The 22,699-nt window shown below is 38.3% G+C and carries 15 protein-coding genes; 4 read left to right on the top strand and 11 right to left on the bottom strand.

What is annotated here, in order from left to right; translation table 11 throughout:
• The first annotated feature begins 16 nt into the window (after window positions 1–16).
• The 3 genes from KO521_RS09060 to KO521_RS09050 are packed head-to-tail and all read left to right on the top strand — an operon-like array spanning window position 17 to window position 4,452.
• A complete protein-coding gene (locus KO521_RS09060) occupies window positions 17–2,266 on the top strand; it encodes a transglycosylase domain-containing protein (RefSeq protein WP_215939607.1) in 2,250 nt (749 codons plus the stop codon).
• 34 nt (window positions 2,267–2,300) lie between these two features.
• On the top strand, window positions 2,301–3,104 hold the full coding sequence (locus tag KO521_RS09055; protein WP_215939606.1) for a Cof-type HAD-IIB family hydrolase: 804 nt from the start codon (window positions 2,301–2,303) through the stop codon (window positions 3,102–3,104).
• A gap of 31 nt (window positions 3,105–3,135) precedes the next feature.
• A complete protein-coding gene (locus KO521_RS09050; RefSeq protein WP_215939605.1) occupies window positions 3,136–4,452 on the top strand; it encodes a DUF819 family protein in 1,317 nt (438 codons plus the stop codon).
• Window positions 4,453–4,469: 17 nt separating this feature from the next.
• Here KO521_RS09050 and KO521_RS09045 read toward each other — a convergent pair whose 3' ends face one another.
• Genes KO521_RS09045 through rpiA form a run of 3 tightly spaced genes read right to left on the bottom strand, consistent with a single transcriptional unit; the run spans window position 4,470 to window position 7,739 of the window.
• On the bottom strand, window positions 4,470–5,435 hold the full coding sequence (locus tag KO521_RS09045; RefSeq protein ID WP_215939604.1) for an aldo/keto reductase: 966 nt from the start codon (window positions 5,433–5,435) through the stop codon (window positions 4,470–4,472).
• A gap of 11 nt (window positions 5,436–5,446) precedes the next feature.
• Window positions 5,447–7,015: a protein adenylyltransferase SelO gene (locus KO521_RS09040; RefSeq protein ID WP_215939603.1), complete on the bottom strand. Its 1,569-nt coding sequence runs from the start codon at window positions 7,013–7,015 to the stop codon at window positions 5,447–5,449.
• A gap of 49 nt (window positions 7,016–7,064) precedes the next feature.
• The gene (rpiA, locus tag KO521_RS09035; protein WP_215939602.1) at window positions 7,065–7,739 is read right to left on the bottom strand and encodes a ribose-5-phosphate isomerase RpiA; all 675 of its coding nucleotides are present in this window, start codon (window positions 7,737–7,739) and stop codon (window positions 7,065–7,067) included.
• Between the two features lie 207 nt (window positions 7,740–7,946).
• Between rpiA and KO521_RS09030 the strand changes: the two genes are divergently transcribed.
• Complete coding sequence (locus tag KO521_RS09030) at window positions 7,947–8,648, top strand: DUF4369 domain-containing protein (protein WP_215939601.1); 702 nt, start codon at window positions 7,947–7,949, stop codon at window positions 8,646–8,648.
• A gap of 43 nt (window positions 8,649–8,691) precedes the next feature.
• Here KO521_RS09030 and KO521_RS09025 read toward each other — a convergent pair whose 3' ends face one another.
• The 8 genes from KO521_RS09025 to KO521_RS08990 all read right to left on the bottom strand — a co-directional run.
• Window positions 8,692–8,961 carry a hypothetical protein gene (locus KO521_RS09025; protein ID WP_215939600.1) on the bottom strand — a complete coding sequence of 90 codons (270 nt, stop codon included), beginning with the start codon at window positions 8,959–8,961 and terminating at the stop codon, window positions 8,692–8,694.
• 81 nt (window positions 8,962–9,042) lie between these two features.
• Window positions 9,043–10,005, bottom strand: a complete 963-nt coding sequence (locus KO521_RS09020; RefSeq protein WP_215939599.1) for a type I phosphomannose isomerase catalytic subunit — start codon at window positions 10,003–10,005, stop codon at window positions 9,043–9,045.
• Window positions 10,006–10,037: 32 nt separating this feature from the next.
• The gene (locus KO521_RS09015; RefSeq protein ID WP_215939598.1) at window positions 10,038–10,445 is read right to left on the bottom strand and encodes a 6-pyruvoyl trahydropterin synthase family protein; all 408 of its coding nucleotides are present in this window, start codon (window positions 10,443–10,445) and stop codon (window positions 10,038–10,040) included.
• A complete protein-coding gene (idi, locus tag KO521_RS09010) occupies window positions 10,429–10,974 on the bottom strand; it encodes an isopentenyl-diphosphate Delta-isomerase (protein WP_215939597.1) in 546 nt (181 codons plus the stop codon). The genes KO521_RS09015 and idi overlap by 17 nt, the downstream gene beginning before the upstream one ends.
• Window positions 10,975–11,162: 188 nt before the next feature.
• Entirely contained in the window at window positions 11,163–17,597 is a 6,435-nt protein-coding gene (locus KO521_RS09005) for a DUF6923 family protein (protein ID WP_215939596.1), read from the bottom strand.
• A 320-nt stretch (window positions 17,598–17,917) separates the two neighbouring features.
• On the bottom strand, window positions 17,918–18,868 hold the full coding sequence (locus KO521_RS09000) for a PorP/SprF family type IX secretion system membrane protein (protein WP_215939595.1): 951 nt from the start codon (window positions 18,866–18,868) through the stop codon (window positions 17,918–17,920).
• An 8-nt stretch (window positions 18,869–18,876) separates the two neighbouring features.
• Window positions 18,877–20,904: an Ig-like domain-containing protein gene (locus tag KO521_RS08995; protein WP_215939594.1), complete on the bottom strand. Its 2,028-nt coding sequence runs from the start codon at window positions 20,902–20,904 to the stop codon at window positions 18,877–18,879.
• 21 nt (window positions 20,905–20,925) lie between these two features.
• Window positions 20,926–22,699: hypothetical protein (locus tag KO521_RS08990; protein WP_215939593.1), on the bottom strand; the 1,774-nt coding region annotated here is incomplete at its 5' end.

Genomic DNA, 22,699 nt, shown 5'->3' with positions numbered 1-22,699 from the left:
CACAAAATTTATCGATTTGATTTTAAAAAGAATAAAGTCTCCATTTTTAAGATACACCTTACTAGCCCTTCTTGCGTTAGTTGTGTTCTTCTTTGTATTTATAATTAGTATTTATTGGGGCGCTTGGGGTAAAATACCCGGTAAGGAAGAGCTTTCTGATTTCCAGTACCAACGTGCATCCGAGGTGTATACAGCGGATAGCGTACTTATTGGCAAATTCTATTTATATGATAGACAGCCCATTGTTTTTGAAGCCATTCCAGAGCATGTACTCAATGCCCTAGTAGCCATTGAAGATGAACGCTTTTATGAGCATACAGGTATAGATTACCAAAGTTTAGGGCGTGTTGCCATAAAGACCGTACTTATGCAAGACCAATCTGCAGGTGGGGGAAGCACTTTAACCCAACAGTTGGCTAAAAATTTATATCCCCGAAGGGATAGAAAAAAAGCGAATATTGTAGTTGATAAGATAAAGGAGATGTTCATTGCTTCCAGATTGGAAGATATTTATACCAAAGATGAGATTCTTACCAACTATCTAAATACGGTTTCCTTTGGCGATAATACATTTGGAATTGAAAGCGCATCCCTAAAATTTTTTAACAAACAAGCTAAAGACCTTACCGTAGAACAAGGAGCTGTCCTTGTAGGCATGCTTAAAGCCACCTACGGCTACAACCCTCGTATATTCCCAGAGAAGAGCCTTAACCGCAGAAATCTGGTACTTCTTGCCATGGCCAATAACGATTATATTTCCCCTGAACAAAAGGATAGTTTGACCCATATTCCTGCCAAATTGGACTATCGCGATTTTGATAATAATTCTGGACTGGCGCCTTATTTTAGAGAAGAAGTTAGAAAGCAATTACTTAAATGGAACGATAAACAGAAGGAAGAGGGTAATGAATACAACATCTATACTTCCGGTCTAAAAGTTTACACCACCTTAGATTATAACATGCAGTTCTGGGCAGAAGAGGCTATGCAAGATCACATGAAAACGCTCCAAAATAGTTTTGAAAAAAGTTATGGAAAGAATGCACCTTGGAAAACGAATAAAAAACTAATTGAAAAGGTAGTAAAGAATTCAGATGTATATAGAAAGTTGAAAAAACAAGGGATGGAACATCAACAAATAATGGATTCGCTCAGTGTTAAAAAACAACTAGTTCTAACAGATTGGGGGGGTGAGAAAACAATCCAGGGTAGTTCTATAGATAGTATTACCCATTATATGAAATTCCTGAATACCGGTTCTTTGGGCCTAGACCCAAAAACCGGAGCAGTAAAAACTTGGATTGGCGGTGTAGATTTTGAACATTTTAAATACGATCATGTAGCACAAAGTAAACGGCAAGTGGGTTCTACTTTTAAACCTATAGTGTATACCACGGCCTTGGAAACAGGTACCCCACCTTGTACATATTTTTCTGCAGAAGAAGTTGAATATGAAAACTTAAAGGGATGGACGCCCAGCAATTCAGGAAAAAAAGATGAGACCTACCTTAACTATTCTATGGAAGAAGCACTTAGCCATTCCGTAAATACGGTAGCTGTAAAAGTGTTGGAAAAAGCTGGTATTCCAAATGTTATAACGATGGCAAAAAATATGGGTATATTTTCCAAATTACCGGAACAACCTTCTTTAGCATTGGGTACGGGTGAAATTTACTTAAATGAACTAGCGGGTGCTTATGCCGGCTATGTCAATAAGGGGAAAGCCGTTTTACCCTATTTAATCGAAAAAATAACTGATAGAAAAGACTCGGTTTTAACCAAATTTGAACCAAAAAGAGCCAGAACCACAGCTTTTTCCGAAGAAACAAGGCAAATTATGGTAGAAATGATGAAAGGTACGATTAACAGAGGTACCGCATCCAGAATACGAACCACTTATAAGTTAAATAATGCCATTGCAGGAAAAACGGGATCTACACAAAATAATAAAGATGCTTGGTTCGTGGCAATTATGCCTAAGTTGGTTCATGTAACTTGGGTGGGTCTTGATAATCATGAAATTGGATTTAGAAGCACAAGTTTGGGACAAGGAGCAAGTGCGGCCCTTCCTATTTTTGCCAAATGGATGCAAGAAATGAACAAGCACCCGTCCTATAACGAAATTACAAAAGCACAGTTCAAACGCCCAGACCCTGCCATATTAAATATGCTGAACTGTGAACCTGTTAAACGAGATGGTTTCTTTAAACGGTTATTCAAGAACCCCAACAAGAAAAGGACCAAAGAATTTAGAAAGAGAAATTAATTCTACTTTTACAAACTTAAAATCAATAAACCCTTTGAAATACAAAATACTCTGCTCCGACTTAGATGGCACATTATTGACCTCAAAAAGTGATGTTTCAGACTTTACGATTTCTGAGATAAAACGTATAAAACAGCACTTAAAAGTCATTTTAGTATCAGCTCGTATGCCTAGCGCTATGACCTATTTACAAAAAGACCTAGCGATTAAAGAACAACCTATTATCTGCTACAACGGCGCCTTGGTTCTTGATGGTGATAAAGAACTTTCCTCCGTATATATTGGCACTGACCACCTTAAAAAAATATATGAGTTATCAGAAGCCAATAACACCAAGCTCGGTTTATACTATAAAAATGAATGGTATGTAGAAGAAGATTCCGAACGGGTTCAAAAAGAAATCAGATATACGAAAACTACTCCTGCTTTTAGACCTACGTCAGAAACGCTTTCCGATTGGACAGCCCGTGAGATCGGAGCACACAAAATAATGCTCATGAGCACCAAAGAAAGTGCTGATATCCTCTACCCTACTTTAGAAGAAAAATTGGGTAAATACCTCAACCTATATCGCTCCAATGATACTTTAATTGAAGTGGCTCCCAAATCCGTTTCAAAACTATCAGCTATAAAATTAGTATTACAAGAAGACGAATCTCTTGAACACGTTATCTCTTTTGGTGACAACTATAATGATATAGAAATGCTTGAAAATAGCGGCTGTGGTGTTGCTGTAGGTAATGCCAGAGAAGAGGTAAAAGCTGTTTCGAATGCCGTTACCTTACCCAATACTGAAAACGGAGTGGCTGACTACATTAAAAAGCATCTGGTAATTTGATTATATTTGAGGAAAAGCATCCAAGAATCATATGACCGAATCCTTATTACCTGCTCCGCTAATAACCGATGATACGGTTGTTTTTGGACTTTTAGCACTCTGCCTAGGCTTTATTTTCTACGGCTCATCCAAAAAAACCGGTTTCTGGAGCAAATTCTACGGCATAGTTCCCGGTGTACTCATGTGTTACTTATTGCCCGGTATACTGGCCTCTACAGGCATAGTAGCCGAAAAATGGGAAACCCTAAGCGACACTGGTGAAGTCGTAACCCATACTTCTAGTTTATATTATGTAGCTAGCCGATATTTACTGCCTGCTGCCCTGGTGCTCATGACTTTGAGCATAGATTTAAAGGCTATTATGAATTTGGGCTCTAAAGCCCTGATCATGTTTTTAACTGGTAGTGCAGGCATTATCATAGGCGGACCGATTGCCATTTTAATCGTTTCTATATTTTCACCAGATACGGTGGGCGGCAATGATTTTGATGCTATATGGAGAGGACTTGCAACCATTGCCGGTAGTTGGATCGGTGGTGGAGCCAATCAAGCCGCTATGTACGAGATTTTTCAATATACACCTGAAAAATACGGTGCCATGGTATTGGTAGACATTGTTGTTGCCAATGTATGGATGGCTATTATTCTCTTGGGTGTTGGCCGTACCAAACAAATTGACAAATGGTTAAAAGCCGATACTTCAGCCATTGAAACGCTAAAAGTAAAGGTTACCGCTTTTGCAGAAAAAATTACCCGAGTACCTACCTTGAAAGATTATATGATGATGCTCTGTTTTGCCTTTGCGGCAACTGGTATTGCTCATTTATTTGGTAATCATATCAGTGCTACGTTAACCAATTCTTTTGAAAGTGTCAGCGACCAGAAAAGCTTTTTATCTTTCTTAGGTTCCAGCTTCTTTTGGATGGTAGTCATTGCTACGGCAGCTGGTATTGCATTGTCATTTACCGAAGCGAAAAATTATGAAGGTGCCGGAGCCAGTAAAATTGGTGGTATGTTCATTTACCTTTTGGTTGCGACCATAGGAATGAAAATGGACTTAGGGAGAGTTCTTGAAAACCCAGGTTTGATTGCTATTGGCTTTATATGGATTTCAATTCATGCGGGACTATTGATACTTGTTGCCAAACTGATTAAAGCTCCCTTTTTCTTCTTGGCGGTAGGTAGCCAAGCAAATGTTGGTGGTGCCGCTTCAGCGCCTGTAGTGGCAGCGGAATTTCACCCATCGTTGACATCCGTAGGCGTACTTTTAGCTGTTTTTGGCTATGTTGTGGGTACTGGCGGTGCGTTGTTATGTGCTTATTTGATGGAGGTGGCTTCGGCGTTATAAATAATAAAGCTTAAAAATCAATCCCAAATCAACTGACTACGCTCGTTCCAATAGGTCTTGGAATCTGCCTTTTCCTTAGTAAGTTGAGCAAGTTCTTTATCGTTTAAAGTAAACCTATTCGCATTTAAATTTTCCTTTAATTGCTGTATATCAGCTGCTCCGCTCAAAACGTAGTCCGGTTGCAAAACATCCATTACATAGCGCAAAGCTATGGCGTCAATTCCTACTTGGTATTTTTCTGCTAAAGTCTTTAGCCTAGTGTAAAGCGATTGGTAATGGCTATATTTTACATTTGGAAATACGCGACCGTTGGCCATGGCTTCTTTTATAATCAGCTTTTTACCATGAGCTTTAACTTCTTTCAAAACGGACAATGTAGCCTGTTCCAACATGTTAAATGTCACCTGAAAACTATCAAAAACTACTTCCCCATTTATTCTAATTTGCAAAGCGTTTTCTATAACCTCATTTTGATTTGGTCCGCTTGTAGAAATACCTATTTTAAGTCCGGTTATTCTTTTAATGTCTAGTAGCTTTTCCAAAACAGGTTTATTCTGGAGCACCCCACTTTCAAAAGTCGCGGAATGAATTTGATAGTACTCCAAAGCAGGAAGTAAGTATTGCGATACTTCCCATTGTTCCGTAAGCTTCGCTAGAGAATGCTCTTTTACTTCGTGAGCTCCCTCATAACCCAATTGCCAGTTGGCGACATAGGTATAGCCCCATTTGGTTCCCAAAACTACATCTGTGTGATTACGGCTCTCGTTCCAGTCTTTTAAAAAGGCTTCGCCTTTACCGTAAGAAGGTGCCGTATCAAAATAACGCACACCCTTTTCATAAGCCGCATCTAAAACCTTAAAAGCATTGGCTCTAAAAGCAACTTCTCTTTTATCCCTATCCGAACTATCAATATTTATATACTCAGGGCGGCCCAAAGCGGCCATACCCAAACCTATTTGGGTTTTGGAGTTCTTTTCTGTCATTAATTACTTATTTATGAACTGCAGGATAACATGGAACAACCTACTTTGTTACGCGCCCAATCCGGCCGTTTGGCAAACCACTTTTCCCTTTCAGGTTGTTCGTCGTAGGGCTTTTTTAGAAGATTGAACAGTTCCTCTATTAAATTATAATCCCCTTCATCTGCAGCATCAATGGCCAATTGCGCCATATAATTACGTAATACGTATTTAGGGTTTATGACATTCATTTTTTCATTTCGTTCAGCATCAGTAAGACTTTCCTTGTCCAAACGAGTTTGATAGGTATTGAACCAAAGCAACCATTTATCCAATACTTCACCTTTTACCTCCTCAGGAATATAGAACGCATCTTCAACCACTTTCATATAGGAGTCCGCATTCTCAGCTTCCTTTTTAAAATTAGATAAATTCCGAAAGAACAGCGTCATATCGGTTTCGGTTAGTTGTAAATTTTCCTCTAAATCATCCAGCAACTTTTGGTCATTGGCATCCTCAGAAAATAGTCCGATTTTAGATTTCATCATCTCCCGATACTTATCCTCAAATTCCGTTTTAAAACCTTCCAAAACATTTTCCAAAGGTTCTGCCTCTCCAATTAAGGGGTACAGCGCATTTGCCAATTGATATAAATTCCAAAGTCCTATATTAGGTTGATTCCCATACCTATATCTGCTATGTTGGCGATCTGTAGTATTTGGCGTCCATCCGTGGTCATACCCTTCCAACCATCCGTAGGGACCATAATCTATGGTCAAACCAAGAATGGATAGATTATCCGTATTCATTACACCGTGTACAAAACCTACCCGTTGCCAATGCACTAACATCTCTAAAGTAGCATCTGCTACAGCCCGAAAAAATTTAGCATAAGTTTCTTTTGAAGGTTTGCCAAGTTCAGGAAAAAAGTGCCTTATGGTGTAATCTACCAACGTTTTCATGGTAGCAATATCTTCGTGTGCAGCGAAAATCTGATAGTTGCCAAAACGAAGGAATGAGGGTGCTACCCTACAAACGATAGCGCCTTTCTCATAAGCAGGATTACCATTATAAAGTACATCACGAAGTACTTGGTCTCCGGATAATGCCAAAGACAAGGCTCGTGTTGTAGGTACACCCAAATGGTACATAGCCTCACTACATAAGTATTCCCGTATGGAAGACCGTAAAACCGCAAGTCCGTCCGCTGTTCTGGAATATGGGGTTTCTCCAGCGCCTTTTAATTGTAGTGCCCAGTGTTTGCCGTTCTGTTCTATTTCCGTTAGGTTAATAGCTCTACCATCACCCAGTTGCCCTGCCCAATTTCCGAACTGATGACCACCATAACACATGGCATAAGGAGTAGTGCCCTCAATAACTTTATTCCCAGTGAAAATTTTTAGAAACTCTTCACTCTGAATGTATTCTTTAGAAAAGCCCAATTCTTTTGCCATTTCAGGCGATACGTGAACCATACTTGGGTTGGCGGTATGCTTTGGCGTGACATAGGAAAAACAAGCTTTTTCTACCTGCCTTCTACTATTCTCCAAAATTGGGTCTGAAGGTAATTCTTTATTGAAAGTTTCTTTTATATTGAATTTCATCTGTTTCTCTTTTTTCATTTTATCGCCATCTCCAAACAATTAAAAATGCTTACTTCTTAAATGTTACTACTTTGTTTCCTTCTCCCATCAACACTATATCCGTGGTGGACAAAAAAAGTCCCGTTTCCACAACACCAGGAATTTGAATGAGGAGATTATTCAATTCATTTAAATGATTTTTTTGAAAAATATCAACATCTATGATGCAGTTATTCTCATCGGTCTTATAAACTTCATTATTCTTCATGCGTAATTGCGGTTGTAAATTCATGTTCTGCAATTCAGAAATAATAATTTGTGTAGCAAAAGGTATTGTTTCAATAGGTAGTTTAAATTTACCTAAACGCTCCACCCGCTTACCAGAATCTGCTATGATAATATTAAACCTTGCGTTATGAGCCAATATTTTTTCGCGGAGTAAAGCTCCTCCCCCACCTTTTATCAATTGAAATTTAGAATCAAATTCATCTGCACCATCAATATTGATATCAATAGTACCTGCCTCATCCAAAGATACCAAGGAAATACCAGCTTGTTTTGCAAGTCTAGCCGTAGCATCTGATGAGGGTACACCTTTCATAATGAGACCACCTGCTATTCTCTTACCTAACTCTGCAATCATAAAAGCTGCGGTAGACCCAGAACCTAGACCAACTAGCATTCCATTCTTTACATAATCTGCGGAAGCAATAGCTGCAATCCATTTTTCATTTTCAGCATTCATAAGCTAACATTAGAAGTAATTCAATGTTTGAAAAGATATAGAATTATTTGCAGAATCACTTCCCAATTTAGTCGTAATCCGTACCGTTTTCTTTCATCATATCATTCCTTAAATAAAGGTGTGTATACAAAGCACTTAATGATTTTGAAAATAGCATCTTAAGGAAACCAAAAAAAATATAGATATTTGCCCCACCAAAAACTAAACATGAAAAACATATTTTTTTTAAGTGCTATTTCCCTTCTGTTGCTTTCTTGTGGAGGTGATAGCAAAAATACGATGACAGTTACGGGAAATGTGAAAGGATTAAAGAAAGGGACTCTCTACCTTCAACATGTACCCGATTCCACTTTAACCACAATAGATTCTTTGCAGATAGAGGGTGATGGGAATTTCAGTTTTACTACAGAGCTAGACAGTCCTGAAATTTTCTATCTCTACCTAAACAAAAAAGATGCTAACGATGTAAACGACCGTATCACCTTTTTTGGAGAACCTGGTGCCATTACTATAAATACGACATGGAACACATTTGATACGAATGCAAAAATAACGGGCTCTGAAAGTCAAGAAAGACTTGAAGAATATAGAAAAACCATGTCTAGGTTTAATATGAAAACGTTGGAAATCGCTCAAATGGCGAACAATCCAAATATAGCTAAGGATTCATTACAGTCAGACTCTATTCAGACTTTGAGCGACCGAAACCTGCAGCGTGGTTATGCTTTTGCACTTAACTTTGCCCTGAATAATAAAAACTCTTACATAGCTCCTTACATAGCCCTTAACGAAGTGCCGGATGCCAATGTAAAATATCTGGATTCTATTTACAACGTACTTTCGCCCGAGGTATCCGAATCCAAATACGGCAAGCAACTAAAGTCATATTTAGAAAGTATTAAAAAGTAAAAAAGCCCGCTGTAGCGGGCTTTTTCATTTACTCTTAACAGGTTTAACCTAATTTGTTCACCTTTTCAACAAGACCAGTAGCTTTTGCTTCTAATTCCTGACGAACTTCTGTTAGGTGTTTCTTTCTATTCTCAACACCTCTTTGATTTACTTTCTGAATAAGGACATCAAAAGTCTCAATAGCTTCATCAATAACCTTTGCTCCTTCTTTAGACTCTTGGTCTGCATTAGCGGCTTCTACTATGTATACTGCTTCAATGATGTCTCCCAAGACATTATTAATATCCTTCTTTAATTCTTTTACACTTGCCATTTTCAATAAATTTTACGCAAAAATACGCTATTTATAATCAATTAGAACAGAAAATATATGCGAAGAAATGGTTTTAAGGGTTTAGATAGTGACCTCTAAAAGTTTTGCACCATCTGTCGTAATTTCTATAACATTGGTCGATGCCGGTAAAAGCGTAGTTTCTCCTTTTTGGATTTTCACTGAACCGTTTTCATTACCAATAGTTGCCGAACCACCTACGCACATAAAAATCGTAAACGAATCTCGCTCCGTTACATCTTGGGTTAAACCTGAATTCAAGTCTAGAAAATCGGTTTTAAAATACGGACAATCTACCATGTCGTTTACCTTGTTCTTAGTATTGCTATACTGGACCTTAAAATCATCTTTCTGAGTATAGTCAATAGCATCTAAAGCCTGCTCTGTATGTAATTCCCTAAGATTTCCGTTTTTGTCTTTTCTATTGAAATCAAAAACACGATATGTAACATCTGATGTTTGTTGAATTTCTGCAAGGAGCACACCTGCGCCTATAGCGTGAATCTTTCCTGTGTTGATAAAAAAAGTATCTCCTTCTTTTACCTTTTCATAATTCAAAAGATCTAAGAGTGTATCATTTTCAATACTTTTTGCATATTCCTCTTTGCTGACATCTTTGTTAAAACCTACGATAAGGCTAGCATCATCATCAGCATCCATGACATACCACATTTCCGTTTTTCCGAATGAGTTATGGCGTTTTTTAGCCAACTGATCATTAGGGTGCAACTGTATAGACAAGTCTTGTTTAGCGTCAATAAACTTAATTAGAATAGGAAAATCGGTTCCAAATCGTTCATAAACACTTTTACCCAATACAGTTTGTGGGTCTTTTTCTATAAGTTCCTGCAATGAAGCACCGGCAAGATCTCCATTGGCAACAACGGAGATATCTCCTGGCACAGTAGAAAGCTCCCAACTTTCGCCAGTAATGTCATTTTCTATTGGTTTGCCTAAAACATCTTTAAGTTTGGTTCCGCCCCAAAGGCGTTCTTTTAAAATAGGATTGAATTTTAAGGGATGCATAGCGTTTGTTTATAGTTATTTATTTTTTCGGATCAACCGGTATAGGTAACAAAATTTCGGGGAGTTTCATAAAGTACAACCTCAAGCTCATGATCTTTATTAATATGAGGTCTCAACTTATTATATATTACAATAGATATGTTTTCTGCAGTGGGATTCATGTCCTTGAATTCCGGAACTTCAATATTAAGATTTTTGTGATCTAAGGCATTTTCTACTTTTTCCTCTATGAGGTCTTTTAAAACCTTCATATCCATCACAAAACCTGTTTCAGGGTCTATTTCCCCTGTAACACTCACAATCAACTCATAATTGTGACCGTGAAAATTTGGATTGTTGCACTTGCCAAAAACCTGAGTGTTTTTGTCATCGTCCCAATCTTTACGATACAAACGGTGGGCGGCATTAAAATGGGCTTTTCTACTAACCTTTACTTTCATCTTCAGTTGAGTTTTGGCCTATGTGATCATAAAATTTTTCAAAAATAATTTTGAACCATGCGGTGTATGTATCCGGATTTTCGGCAATATCTTTTTTAATATCCCTTGGTTTCATCCATTTCCAATCCGCTACCTCATCGGGGTTTATTTTTGGTGCACCCATGTAGCTACCCATCATTACATGGTCTAGTTCATGCTCAGTAAGTCCATTATCAAAAGGGGCCTTATAAATAAATGAGAATAACTCTTTGAGTTCCGTTACGAATCCCATTTCTTCTTGCAACCTTCTCTTTCCTGCTTCTATATTGCTCTCACCAACACGTTGATGACTGCAACAAGTATTCGTCCAAAGTTGCGGGGAATGGTATTTGTGTGAAGCCCTTTGCTGTAGCATGGTCTCACCTTTATCATTCATTACAAAAACGGAAAATGCACGGTGGAGCACAGCCTTCTCGTGTGCTTCCATTTTAGGCATAGTACCTATTTGATTATTGTCTTGGTCTACCAAGATTACTTCTTCTTCTTTCAATACTACTGTTTTTCTTTAGAGGGAATAAAGACGTTCTTCAATTACAAAAATAACACCTTTACATTAGTATCCCGCCAAGAGCTTGCTAAATAATAGTTATAGAAACTATTAGGCCTTCCATTAATAACCAGAAAACCTCTAAATTAAAATTCAGAGGTTTAAGTGTTAGTATCATTCTGTAGAGCACCTCAATTCAAGTAAATATAACCTGAAATTGATTTTTGCTCCCCTGTTGTATCTTCGTAATTCAGGATATAAAAATAGGTTCCACTTGGTAGTCTTTCTTCTTTTCCTGCTGTAAGCCTTGCTTGCGAATACCCATTAAAATAATTGCTTAGTGTGTCATAAGATTCTGTACTGAATATTAAAATACCCCAACGGTTATAAATCTGTATATTGTTATTTGGTCTTACCTCAAGCCCCGTAATGGTTAGTGTATCATGCGCGCCATCGCCATTTGGAGTTACAACATTAAAGACAACAACTGGAGTGTAAGGTTCTTCTAAATAATTAGGGATACCATTGTTGTTCTCATCATCGTTCGCATAATTACCATCTGAATTGGTATCTTCTTCTAGTGTTGGAATGCCATCATTATCATCATCTAAGTCTCGATAATCTGATTCTTCATCACCATCAGTATTTGGAAGCATTGCGAACGGATTGTCTATTTCATCATTTACATCATCATCAATAGCTTCAAAACCTTCGTAACCATCATCTAGACCATCATTATCCTTATCCGAACCTACATACGTTACATCTGCCATACCATCTTGGTTATGGTCATGTGCTTCTATAGCATCCGGAACACCATCATTATCACTATCTGGGTCTAAGTAATCTTGTTGATCCTCTCCGTCTGTATTTACAGGAACCAATCCTAAATCCGTTCCGTTTTCATAGGCATCATCCAACCCATTGCCGTTCGCATCTACTAGACTTGGCCCTATATAACCTGATGTAGTCTGTGCTTCTACATTATCAGGAATACCATCATTATCACTATCAATATCCAAATAATCTGGATACGCATCTCCGTCTGAATCTGTAGGGTTGGTAGATGGGTCATCATCACCATCGGTATTTAAATCTTCCACTACATCCAAAATACCATCGTTATCACTATCAATATCCGGTAAATCATTATCCAGAATAATACCCGTAGCAGTGTCTGATGTATCGCCCACAATACCTGCATCTACACTTAATATGGAAATAGTAAAGTCCTCGTCAATCTCATCTAATGTATCATCCGTTGTAGGCACATCTATAGTAATGGATGTGGTACCTGCCGGAATAGTAGCCTGAATATTTGTATTGGTATAGTCCGTATCGTCTGCCCTACCATTCATAAATGTAAAGGTTAGGGTGATATCCGTTGCACTGGCGTTACTTAAAGTTACCGGAAAAGAAATTGCATTTCCTTCTACCGCGCTGGCATCGTCTATGGTTAATATGGGCCCATTATCATTATCTATTATCGTACCTATGGCCGTATCCGATATATCACCAACCATACCTGCATCTATACTTGCAATTGCAATGGTAAATACCTCATCTAATTCATCTATAGTGTCATCTATAGTAGGTACATCTACATTTATTGTAGTCGTTCCTGCCGGGATAGTTCTTTGAATATCCGTAGTTGTATAATCTGCATCGCCCGCAGTACCATTAATCAAGGTAAACGTTAGCGTTATATCTGTTGTACTGGCAGCACTTAATGTTACTGGAAAGGAAACTTCACTACCTTCTATAGCATTGGCATCATCAATAATTATATCCGGATTCGATAAGGTATTTATGTCCGTAGCCGTATTATTACTTGTATCAGGGTCATCTGAATTTACCGGATTGTTTATGGTAACCGTATTGGTTAAATCTCCTGTAAATGTTGATGGAATACTAACCGTAACCGTATAGGTAATAGTACCTCCAACGGGTATACTAACAGTATCGTTTATTGCTCCTGTCTGTGTCCCTGTAACGGTAGTAACACTTCCTGAAGAAGCTACTGCCGAGTAGGATATGTTCGCTGCAGGTATTCCGGTAGGCGTATCCGTAACAGAGGCATCAAGAACGCCAAAAGGACCGTTATTACTAGCCACGATGGTATAAGTTGTATCCGTTCCCGGAACGTAGGTAGTAGTTCCATCTGTTTTTGTAACGGACAGATTGGATTCGAACATAATAGGTGCCGTAACACAGTGCGCACCATCATTATGTAAAGCAGAACTAGAGGTTGAAATAAGTGTACGCTCTCCAGTAAGTGTGTTAAACTGGTAGAATCCTCCTGTATTCAAGTTACCATAAATATCTCCCGTACTACTGGCGTACATGGCTCCAAATAAATTTAAACTATTGGTGCTGCCGATTGTATTAACCGTTCCGGTCGTTACATCTATAGTAAGCAAGGTACCTGCATCCGCTCCACTTTGCATTACTGAATACATTAAATCATTAGTAATGTTATAGGCGAAATCGTTAACAACTATACTCTGACTTAAGTTGATTATTGTTGCGGTTCGCGCGGCAATATCAATTTGATATATGATCGAAGAACTACCATCTTCCTGAACGTAATAATTGCCATTATTATCTATGTCACCCGAAGAATAAATATTAACCGGTAATCCTGTAATTGCTCCTGCTCTAATTACTGTGCCATCTGCAGCAATCTGAATTAGATTATTACTGTTTTCTTCTATTCCGTAAATAAAATTATCCAACGGATTATAGCCCATAGCATTGTATTGAATACCGTGCGAATTACTTCCTAATTGAGAGACTGTAAATGGATTTGTTGAAGATTCTAAATCATAGAATATAGTTGCAGTGCCTGCTTCATGCTGACTTAAGTACAAACTTTCATCACAGGTAAAAGGTAATAATATGGTGTTATCATCTCTAAAATCTACATCACCACCAGTAGTTGCATCTGAGTCGTTATCCGGTAAAATCACTGTTCCTGTCAACGGATTGTCTATAGTACCTGCAACATCAGAATAATCTGCTGTTGTATCAGTTGCATTATCTAAACCATCATTATCATCATCATTGCCTGTTAAAGTGATGTTCGCCTCTGTAGTATCATTTGCTCCTTCGTTATCAGAATCCGTATCCAAATAATCTGGATTATCCGTTCCGTCTGTGTTAGTTGGGACTATGCCTGAAGGATATGCTGTATCAACGCCATTAACATCTACAGTTTCGTTTGGAAGTATAAAACCCGTAGTTGTCTGCGCTTCTACGTTATCAGGAATACCATCTCCATCACTATCTAAATCTAAAAAATTAGGATTTAAATCTGTGTCGTCCGTACTTTCGGCAATGTCATAATTAATTGATGAATAATCCGGTGTGAGCCTTACTGCATCAGGAATACCATCTGTGCCAATTGGCCCATCCAAACGACCTGCCGTATGAGGTTGATTGTGACCAGCTTCAACAGCATCATAAATACCGTCGTTATCACTATCTAAATCCAATGAATTAACTATACCGTCATTATCGGTATCTGCGTTCGAAGAAAAACCGGTATCAACACAATCATAATAACCTAAATTTAGATTAGTTCTGATTACTCCATCTTCATTAACATTAGAAAAGTGACCTAAGGTAAATGTCAATGCATTGAATACACCGTTAAAACGCACTAGTCCGGTTCCTCGGGTACTTGTATTATTAAATGAGGTTCCTATTCTGTTATCAGCTACATAAAAATCACCATCCGTATATACCACATCCATATTAACACCCACATTGATCAACTCATAATAGACACTACGCCTTCCAATGCCCGGTGATGATTTAAGGTTACCAAAGTAAATGGTTGGGTTTTTAACTGGATTAGGAAATGTAATGGTCAAAGTTGCATGCTGACCCACATTACGATCCGTATTCATGACCATCATCATATGCGTCTGAGCACCTTGAAACTCCGCACCTACGGGGTATGCCACCGTATTATTAAAATCTGGACTTACAGAGGTATCTAAGGTAATACCGTTCATTGTCTGTAAATCCCATGTAATACCAGATGAAGTAGTATTTATTTGAGTTGTGGTATGTGTATTAACAGCATGTGCACCGTCTACCAAGAAGGTTTCGGAACACTCATACATACTTCCTTGTTCGTGAATATCGGGAATACCATCATTATCGTCATCCAAATCAACAACATCTACTACGCCATCATTATCGGAATCCAGACGATCATCCGTAGCATCTCTATAATCTACATCTCCCCCAGTACTTGCATCAGAATCAGTATCCGGTAAGGCAATGGGGTTGCTTAAAGGATCATCGATAGTACCAGCTGGATCATCATAACCTGATGTAAATGCATCCATATTGTCATCAAGACCATCATTATCTATATCGTTTCCTGAAAGTGTTATTCCCGCTTCTGCAATATCATTTCCTCCTTCATTGTCGGAATCCAAATCCAGATAATCCGGGTTGTCCGTAGCATCTGTATTTTCAGGAGTTATTCCTCCCAAATATGCAGAGTTGACACCATTATTACTGCGATATGTGGCTGCGTTATCCGTATTAGGGGCAATGTAATTTAAGGTAGTCTGCCCTTCTATGTTGTCCGGAATACCGTCTCCATCACTATCTAAATCTTTATGATCGGTTATGCCATCATTATCAAAATCAGCAATGCAAAAAGTTGGCTGTATAAAACGAGTTGATGAATTTGAAGGATGATTGAATGATAGAACAATACGACTTACAGGTCTCTCAAAATAAAAGTAAATTGCGCCGTGCATATCATCTGCTGGGTCGTTTCCATTAGAATTTACGGCATCGGCAACAAAGTCATTTCCAGTCTGTGTAATATCAGAACCTACCAAAATAACACCTTCAGAATCTAAATCGTACAGCACATTACTATCATCATAAACTTCAATCGTATATTGTGTGTTGTTATCGAAATCCGTCATCTTAAAAAAGACATTTTCGATTGGCGTACTGTAAGTGGAAGTTAAACTTCCAACATCTCCTGCCTGGCCTTCAATACGAATACCATGTCCATTGGCACCAGCATCGTATGCATAAATATTTGTACTTGCAGGTTTGCTAATAGTATAGGTGATATCTGTACCTACCAATGGATAGGTGGTATCTGTAATAGGATTACCAATCCCCACCGTACCAGAAATATCTGTATTTTCACAACCTTCTACCGTATCTAAAATACCATCATTATCATCATCCAGGTCAACCACATCGCCCATACCATCTCCATCCGTATCTGGACCGTTCAAGGCATCTAAACAAAGTGTAAAAGTATCTGTGGTTGTAATATATCTGTTATCTACCGTAATATAATACGTTTCGCCAGGAGTAAGACTCCAATGCCTAATTCTTAAATCATCTTCTGGGTCAGAATACGTGGTACAGGCAAGTTCAGTCTCACCATCATTCTCCCAAAGGGCCATATAGGCATGGCGTAGGGTTCCTTTACTGCCTCCTCTATCAAGATTTACTTCTATTCTACCAGAAGTAGGTGCTACAAAACTGAACCATTTATTATGGTTTACCAAGTCTAACCAACATGAACCAGTACCCTTATCAAAGGTAGCACCAAGTGTGGTATATTCTGCATCTAAAGAGCATCCTCCGATTAAACCTGTAACATCTGTTGCGCCTTGGTAATAATCATTTGTTGCCTGATCACTTAAGCACAATGTAAATGTATCCAAAGCATGTATATATCTATTATCTACCGAAACATAGTATACATCTCCAGGTGTTAAACCTGTTGCCAATAATGAAATATCATCATAATCACGTCCGGGTCTATAACTATTGCAGCCTAGTTCTGTAGTACCGGTACTGTCCCACAAGGCTAAATATGCAGTTTGTAATGTTCCCTTTGGAGAACCTGTATCTAATTTTACCTCAATATTTCCTGTAGCTGGCGCAGTAACTTGAAACCAAACATTTCTATTTGGGCCCGTTCCCCAACAGGAAGCTGCATTTCTGTCTGCAGAAGCTCCTAGCGTTGAAAAAGCAGCGTCGGCAGAGCATCCGTTCATAAATGAATCTATGTTTATCGCTCCTTCTAAATAATCGTTGGTTGGTGTATCGCTTAAACAAAGTTTAAAACTCTCCGCTCCAGATGGAGTCCCATAACGGCGATCTACTGAAAAAAGATAGGTATCTCCGGGGGTTAGTCCACTTTGTAATATTGAAATATCATCGCTCACATCATTAAAGGAACTACAAGCAATTTCCGAAGAACCCGTTGCGTCCCACAAAGCCATCATAGCATAACGCATATCGCCCGTCATGTCTCCGGTGATAGTTCCACGATCTAAATTAATCTGCACGGTTCCGGTAGCACTTGCCACGAAACTAAACCAAACATTTGCGTTGGGACCAGCAGGCCAACAAGAACCAATAGTACCGTCTGGGGTGGCATTCAAGGTATTGTACGCCGCATCTGCGGAACAACCATTAATTGAAAGTGGGGTAGCATTTGCTATATCATCGTTTGCAGGCTGCGCCCATAAGGATTCTCCTATAAGTAGAAAGAAAAGTAGTAGAAAACCGTAATACCTAGAGTATTCTGCAAAAAAGGTAGAATTTCCTTTTTGTTTGACTCGCATATGCTAAGCAGGTTAGATGAACTATTTTAACGAAAATCTCCTTCTAATATTGTTAAAATATGTCGTTGAAAAATTTTATATCAGCCTCCCAATCATAAGATTAAGAAGCAATAAAAGTAATCTTGAACCGCACCGTAATCTGAACTTTTGTTGTGTAATTGATAATTTATGATGTGAAAGCACTAATACCTTGTGGCTTCCTTTGTTTTTAGCTCCTGACATTTTTTTTACCATTCGGCGAAAAGCTAAAAAAAATCAATTATCGACCATATATTTAATTCATATTATCAATTATCTAAACTGTATTGCTTTATAATTTTTTAGAAGAAACGTGGTGATTTTAGATTGCCTTTCGTACTTATGAAATCATACCTTAGAATTGCTTCAAAAGAACCTGAATTAAAGACGGCCGAGCCTAACTCGGTCACTTCGCGATCATACGCTAAACCGATTAAAAACTTCTTAGAGATATTAAAGCCTACCATTCCACTAACGGCTGCATCCCAACGATAAGCTGCTCCAAGAATAAACTTTTCGCTAAACATAAAGTTTGCAGAAATATCAACTTGTAAAGGTGCGCCTGTTACCAATTTGGTTAACAAAGCGGGTTTAAATTTTGTATTATCGTTTAAATCCCAAACATAACCTGTTATGAGATAAAAATTCATTTGTTCCTTTGCCGTAGAAGGTTCTGGACCATCTTTAAAGTGAAGTGTCTGCAACATACGAGGAACAGAAAGTCCCGCATAAAAACGTTCATTATGATAATAGACACCCGCTCCAAAATTAGGGGAAAACTTGTTTTCTATATCATTCTGTAAACTATTATCTGAAGTAAACTGATTTAATTCTGAGAAACGAACATCTAATAAATGAGCACTTCCTTTTAATCCAAAACTTAGTCTCCCTTCGGAAGAAGTGTATATAGTATATGAAAAATCTATATCTATATAGGTTTCAGAAGTTGGTCCGATCTCATCATTAACAATAGAAGCTCCCAAACCAACGCCTCTATACCCAATTGGAGAATGTATGTTAAATGTCTGTGTTGTAGGTGCACCATCTAGACCTACCCATTGCGAACGATGCAAAAGTGCCGTACTTATATGGCCTCTAGATCCAGCATAAGCCGGATTTACACTTACTGTGTTATACATGTACTGGGTGTACTGAGAATCTTGTTGGGCAATGGCATCTTGAACGGTTGCCACAAATAAGAGGGCAAGCATTACACCAAGTTTACGAGCGGTTATTCTGAGATTTGGGATCATCGTTACTGCTATCTGTTAATATATATGTATCCTGAAAGGGTTTGTTGTTCTCCTTTAGCATCTTTGTAATCTAAAATATAGAAGTATGTACCTACTGGTAGTTTCCTATCGGAATCAACGGTTACTCTTCCTTGAGAGGTTCCGTCAAATACATTTCCTTCTGTATTATAGGCTTGCGTATTGTAAACCAGAACACCCCATCTATTATAGATTCTAATTGAGTTATCTGGATAATTTTCTAAACCATTGATTGTTAGCACATCATGCGCGCCATCATTATTAGGCGTCACTACATTAAATACTTCAATAGGGTCTTCTACTTCATTTGGTTCCAGATATTCCGGTATACCATTGCCATCTGAGTCATCATTGGCGTAGTTCCCGTCAATATTTATGTCCTCATCTTTACTTTGAATACCATCATCATCATCATCCGTATCTCTATAATCAGATTCTCCGTCACCATCTGTATTCGGCAAATCATTATAAGGATCATTTATCTCATCGTTTACATCAAGATCTATTGCTGTTCCACCTTCATAGCCATCGTCCAGACCATCACGATCTTTATCTGAACCAATTAATACAACGTCTGGAATACCATCTCTGTTGTGATCATGTGCTTCTATTCTATCTGGAATATTGTCATCATCACTATCCTCATCTACATAATCAGGCAAATCATCACCATCCGTATCTTCAGGAATAATACCCAATAGTCCATTAATTTCGTAAGCATCATCTACTCCATTCCCATTAACATCCACTCCACTTGGAGCAACATAATCTAATGTTGACTGTGCTTCTACATTATCTGGAATACCATCATCATCACTATCTATATCCAAATAATCCGGAACACCATCATTGTCCGTATCCGTTGGATTGGTTGCAGGGTCATTATCCGCATCTAAATTCAAGTCTTCAAAATTGTCCAGAATACCATCATCATCCATATCTAGATCAACTTCATCTGTCACTAAAATAGTTACAGTAGCCGTATCACAATTACCTGCCGTATCACAAACGGTATATGTGAATGAATCCATACCGTCAAAATTTCCATTTGGCGTATAGGTCACCATATCATCAGATGGATCATTTGGTGTACCCCCATCGTCTAATGTTAATGAGCCATTTGCTGGATTGGTCGTAGTTAAGGTTCCTACCGTAGGAATATCATTATCGTTAGCAAGAATGTTCAGTACAACAGGAGTGTCTTCCGCCGTTGAAAAGCTGTCGTCTATTGTATCAAGGATAGGGAGTACATCTACAATTACGGTAGCGGTACTACAATCTCCAAAAACATTACAAATCGTATAATTAAAAGTATCCTGACCATTATAATCAGGATCTGGAATATAGGTTACAATATCATCTGTTGGATCATTGGGTGTACCGTTGTTATCAATATTTACCGTGCCATTTGCTGGATCAGTAGCGGTGAGAACACCTTCCGTAGGTAGCTCACTATCATTATCGTAAATATCTATAATAACTGAACTGTCCTCATCTACCGTTACTAAATCGTCAACAAGGATAGCTGCCTCATCTATACAAACCACTGTAAAACTGGGTAAACTTTTATTATTCCCCGCCTTGGTTATAGTAGCAATATAACGCTCCACAGTTTGTGTAGCTATTACCATAGGCGCACTTTGATTACCGGGTAAAGGAGGGTTCCAACTTACAGAAGCTCCTGCAGATAGATTATCCGTATTATCACTAATGTCCAGGGTTACCTCATTATAAGGCGAATTACAGTTGGTAACAATAAAATAACTCGTTGCATTTTTACCACATAAAGTACCGTCATAAGTAGCAAAATATATTCCTTGATCATTTACTTCCAGAAAAGGATCCGTGCTTAAAACCGTACTGGTATCCTGTGCCTCATACCAACGAAAGTTAGTCCTGGTTTCTTCTGCCGTATCATCAGGAGCTCGCAATAGATACTGAGCACTGGATACCGCAAATCCCAATATAGTGAACACTATACTGAGAACAAGCTTTTTATATGTAGATTTTGCTTTCAAATCGATTGGTTATCCTTTAGATTATTTTACAACAAAAACTACGTTTATTAATGAGTTATAACTTGCCGGTTGATTTATAACATCATACGTCATTACACCAGAAGCATTTACCGAAACATTGTCGAAAACAGCAGTATCATAAAACGTAACATAGTAATACAACTCTGTGTTAGCATATGTTGGAATAGCTGCCGGTGCCGAGGCACTAGCAACCATTGGAGAACCAAATTGTGCTATATATTGAGCGTGTAAATCTATAGTTCTTCCGGTTCCATTTGTTGAAGCATCCACCTCAATAGACGGAGGATAAAATATTTTAGATGCCTTTAATGAATTAACCTCTACTAAATCACCATCTGCCTCAACACCAATTAACGAAGTAGCCGTTCCCGTTACCGCATTTGAACCGTAGTCGGAGAAACGAACTGTACCGCCTTCAACATCTAATTTTGCATCTGGTGAATTGGTACCTATACCAACTTCATCAGCTGAAGCATCAGTAAATAATAGATGGGTATTCGTATCGCCTTCTACCCTAAAATCATAATTAGCACCTGTTTCATTAATTGTTACCCTATTATCTATTCTTGTATATTTATTAAACAAGTTACCCGTGGTGAAACCGTTAGAGCCGTGCGTATTAATTCGTAACCAAGCATCAGTTGCCCGCAAGGTTTCTTTGCCATTCATGTATAGGTAATCATCTATTTCAACATTACCTTCTACATCTAAAGCCCTATTAGCCGTAATTGTCGTTTTACCAATTGCAACATTCCCATCAGTATAAATATTATCGGTTATAGCATCTGGAGCAGCTGTACCTCCTACTTCATACCAGTCATGATCAGATAAGCTAGATAAATCAACACTATTTCCCGCAGTTGCAGGATTAGTTAACGTAAGAGTTGATCCGGTTAATTCTAAATCCTGAAATTCATTAGTTGCATCAGAATCGGCATCCCTAATATCTATTGTTGTATTCGTACCATCGTTAATTTGTACTTCAACAGATTGATTCGGCACAACAACAGCACTAGTAAGATTTTGATCATCTCTAAAATCAGTAAGATCTACTGTTGTATCTGTTCCTGTACCATTATCTAACGTAAGAATATTTCCAGAAAGGCTTATTTGCTGATTATCCGTATTTGCTAAACTAGATAAGTTAACCGTCTGAGAACTTCCATCTTCAATACCAATTGTTAAGGTAGTCCCTGACAAACCTGAACCCTGTATACTTTGATTGTCTGCTAAAGCAGCTAAACTTACCGTATCGGAACTACCGTTTTCAATACCCACAGTCAAAGTACTACCTGAAAAAGTCAGATTGCGAATACTTTGATTATCAGTACCTGAATCATCTAAATGTGATAAATTTACTGTTTGACTACTACCATCCTCAATACCAACAGTAAGAACGTTTGAACTTGTATTTACCGCTAGGCTTTCTATATTTTGGTTATCACTACTTGCAGGAAAGTTTACTGATAAATTATAATCATCATTTGTTTCTGTTAAGGTCACAGAACCATCTGTAGAGGTTAGTGTCTGGATTTCGTTCGTGATATCCCCATCCACTTCCGTTCCGGTAATTACATAAGGACTGGCTGTCGTACCTGAACCGGTAACCGCATTGATACCTGCTCCGTTAACTACGGTTTCGGAACCATCGGCAGCTGCTACGGAAAGGTCAAAATCGTCTCCTGTTCTAATTACATCTACAGAACCATCTGCTGAAGCTACTGTCTGGATTTCATTCGTCGCATCGTTATCATTGTTCGCTGGAATCGTTATC

Source organism: Zobellia uliginosa (assembly GCF_018860745.1).
GTDB lineage: Bacteria > Bacteroidota > Bacteroidia > Flavobacteriales > Flavobacteriaceae > Zobellia > Zobellia uliginosa_B.
This window is presented reverse-complemented; position numbering and strand designations above follow the sequence as displayed.